This window comes from Asticcacaulis sp. AC466, from assembly GCF_000495815.1.
Classification (GTDB): Bacteria; Pseudomonadota; Alphaproteobacteria; order Caulobacterales; family Caulobacteraceae; genus Asticcacaulis.
In genome coordinates this window covers 1-2,451 of sequence record NZ_AWGE01000037.1, presented here as the reverse complement: position 1 = coordinate 2,451, position 2,451 = coordinate 1, and the positions used below count along the sequence as shown (strand labels likewise).

Below are 2,451 nucleotides of genomic sequence, written 5' to 3'. Positions count from 1 at the left end.
GTAAGCGGTGTTTAGCTCACACCTTGACGGCGTAGTTCCAAGGGAGAAGGTCGTCTATTTGGCTTTGCTTATGACCGTTGACGATCGCTTTGAGAGTATTGGTAAGGTAGGCATGGGGATCGACGCTGCACAATTTGCAGGTTTCGATCAGCGAGGCGATTACGGCCCAGTTTTGAGCGCCGGCGTCATGGCCTGCAAATAGAGCGTTTTTCCGGTTCAGGGCGATAGGCCGGATGGTGCGTTCAACAGTGTTGTTGTCCAGCTCGACGCGGCCGTCGTCGAGGAACAGGCTTAGGCCAGCCCAGTATTTAGCGATGTAATTCAACGCCTCGCCAAGCGGCGATTTGGCGGCGACACGGCTGCGGTGATTGTTGAGCCATGCCTCTATATCGGCCACTACGGGGCCAGATCGTAATTGCCGTGCAGCCAGACGCACCGCCGGATCGCTACCGCGGATGTCCCCTTCGATCTTGTAGAGATCGGCGATGCGCCTGAGGCCTTCCTCCGCGATTGGCGCCGGACCGGCGCGGGTAATCTCAAACAGCTTACGACGGGCATGCGCCCAGCAATAGGCCAGCCGGATTTCCGGGCCGATACGGTCGGGTGCGATCAGGCGATTGTAACCGGCATAGCCATCTACCTGCAAAATGCCGGTAAAGCCTTGCAAGATATGTTCTGCATGTTGTCCGCCGCGTCCAGGCGCGTAGGTGAAGGCGACACCGGGCGGCGCCGTACCGTTCCACGGTCGGTCATCGCGGGCCAGTGCCCAGAAGTATCCGGTTTTTGTTTTGCGTGCGCCGGGATCAAGAACCGGGGCGCGGGTTTCATCCATAAACAGCTTGGTCGACTTTTTCAGATTAGCGATCATGGCATCGAACACGGGACGCAACTCGAACGCGGCCCGGCCCACCCAGTCAGCCAGCGTAGACCGGTCAAGGTCAACGCCTTGGCGGCTATAAATCTGGGCCTGCCGATACAGGGGCAGATGGTCGGCATACTTACTGACCAGCACATGGGCCACAGTCGCTTCCGTTGGCAGGCCACCGGGAATGAGGCGCGCCGGCGCAGGAGCTTGATTGATGCCATCCGTGCAGGCCCGGCAGGCATATTTTGGGCGGCGGGTGACGATGACGCGGAACTGCGCCGGAATCACGTCCAGCCGCTCGCACCTGTCTTCACCAATGCAATGTAAGCCGTTGCCGCAGGCACAGAGTAGGCTGTCAGGCTCAATGACCTCTTCGATGCGGGGCAGATGGCCGGGTAAGGCCCCACGATTGGCAGCGCGAGACTTTGCCGCCCGTTTACCACTAGGCGCATCGGCCTCTTCCTCAGCGTGGATCGCGGCAATAGCGGTTTCAAGGTCTTCCAGGGCCAGTTCAAACTGACCCGGCTCGGCCTTCTCGGATTTGCGCCCGAAGGCCGCCTGCCTGAAGGCGGCGACCAGTTTCTCCAATCGCTCGATCCGGTCATCCTTGCGCAGATTACGAGCCTCGGAAGCCACCAGCATGGCTTTGAGAACCGCTATATCATCAGGCAAATTGGCGGGGTTGAGCATGACGGCAATCTAACAAAATCCGCTCTTACCTTCCTGCCTAAAATGCCCACCGAGTCATCTTGTCGCAGCTATTCCACCGCCTCCGGCGCACGCACTTCCAGGGCTCGGACCCGGCGCCAGTCCAGCCCCGAGAACAACGCCTCAAACTGAGCGTGGCTAAGGCTCATAAGTCCGTCCTTGATCGCCGGCCAGGTGAACACATGCGCCTCCAGCCGTTTATAGGCCATCACCAGTCCGGTGCCGTCCCAATAGAGCAACTTCAAGCGATCCGCCTTGCGCGACCGGAAGACGAAGACCATGCCGGTGAAGGGGTCTTTGTGCAATTGGTTCTTCACCAGTGCGGCAAGACCATCATGCCCTTTACGGAAGTCGATTGGCTTGGTAGCCACCATGATCCGTACCCGGTTTGACGGGAAGATCATACCGACGCCATCATGGCACACGCAACTGCCGCAATACGATCTGCTGAAGCGCCGTCTTCAAGACGGATCGTCACATTCCCGACTACGATCTCAGGCCTGATAGCCGGATGCGTAGCCGCGACCGGGGCCGGTTCGCTGACCACCAGAGCGCTAAATTCAACGTCGTCCTCAGGCGGCGGCAAGATCAACTTGCCCCTCCGCGCCAAGGTGCGCCATGAAGACAGGTGGTTCGCCTTGACCCCGGCACGGCGCGCCACTTCATTGACGCTTACCCCAGGCCGCAAGGTCTCTGCCACAAGCCGCGCCTTGACCTCATCCGGCCATCGGCGCGAACGCCGGGGCCCACTGCCGACCGCCCTTCCAGTGAGAACCTCCGGTGTAGTCTCCATGGAGAAAGTCCCTCTCGTTCAACTCTGAACAAGCCATGCGCAGATCAATGTCGACAAGGGAACGTGGGGGCAGAACACCGCTTAC

The 2,451-nt window shown here is 59.8% G+C and carries 3 protein-coding genes; all 3 read right to left on the bottom strand.

Translation table 11 applies throughout. The features are described from left to right. Nucleotides 1-16: 16 nt before the first annotated feature. Nucleotides 17-1,555 carry an IS66 family transposase gene (gene tnpC, locus AEAC466_RS43375; RefSeq protein ID WP_023460292.1) on the bottom strand — a complete coding sequence of 513 codons (1,539 nt, stop codon included), beginning with the start codon at nucleotides 1,553-1,555 and terminating at the stop codon, nucleotides 17-19. 68 nt (nucleotides 1,556-1,623) lie between these two features. After that, entirely contained in the window at nucleotides 1,624-1,947 is a 324-nt protein-coding gene (gene tnpB / locus AEAC466_RS43370; protein ID WP_200864001.1) for an IS66 family insertion sequence element accessory protein TnpB, read from the bottom strand. Nucleotides 1,948-1,973: 26 nt separating this feature from the next. Then, nucleotides 1,974-2,366 carry an IS66-like element accessory protein TnpA gene (tnpA, locus tag AEAC466_RS43365; protein WP_023460290.1) on the bottom strand — a complete coding sequence of 131 codons (393 nt, stop codon included), beginning with the start codon at nucleotides 2,364-2,366 and terminating at the stop codon, nucleotides 1,974-1,976. Between the last annotated feature and the right edge of the window lie 85 nt (nucleotides 2,367-2,451).

Coding starts and splice junctions, on each gene's coding strand:
- tnpC (WP_023460292.1), bottom strand. CDS start 1,555: ATGCTCAACCCCGCCAATTTGCCTGATGATATAGCGGTTCTCAAAGCC.
- tnpB (WP_200864001.1), bottom strand. CDS start 1,947: ATGGTGGCTACCAAGCCAATCGACTTCCGTAAAGGGCATGATGGTCTT.
- tnpA (WP_023460290.1), bottom strand. CDS start 2,366: ATGGAGACTACACCGGAGGTTCTCACTGGAAGGGCGGTCGGCAGTGGG.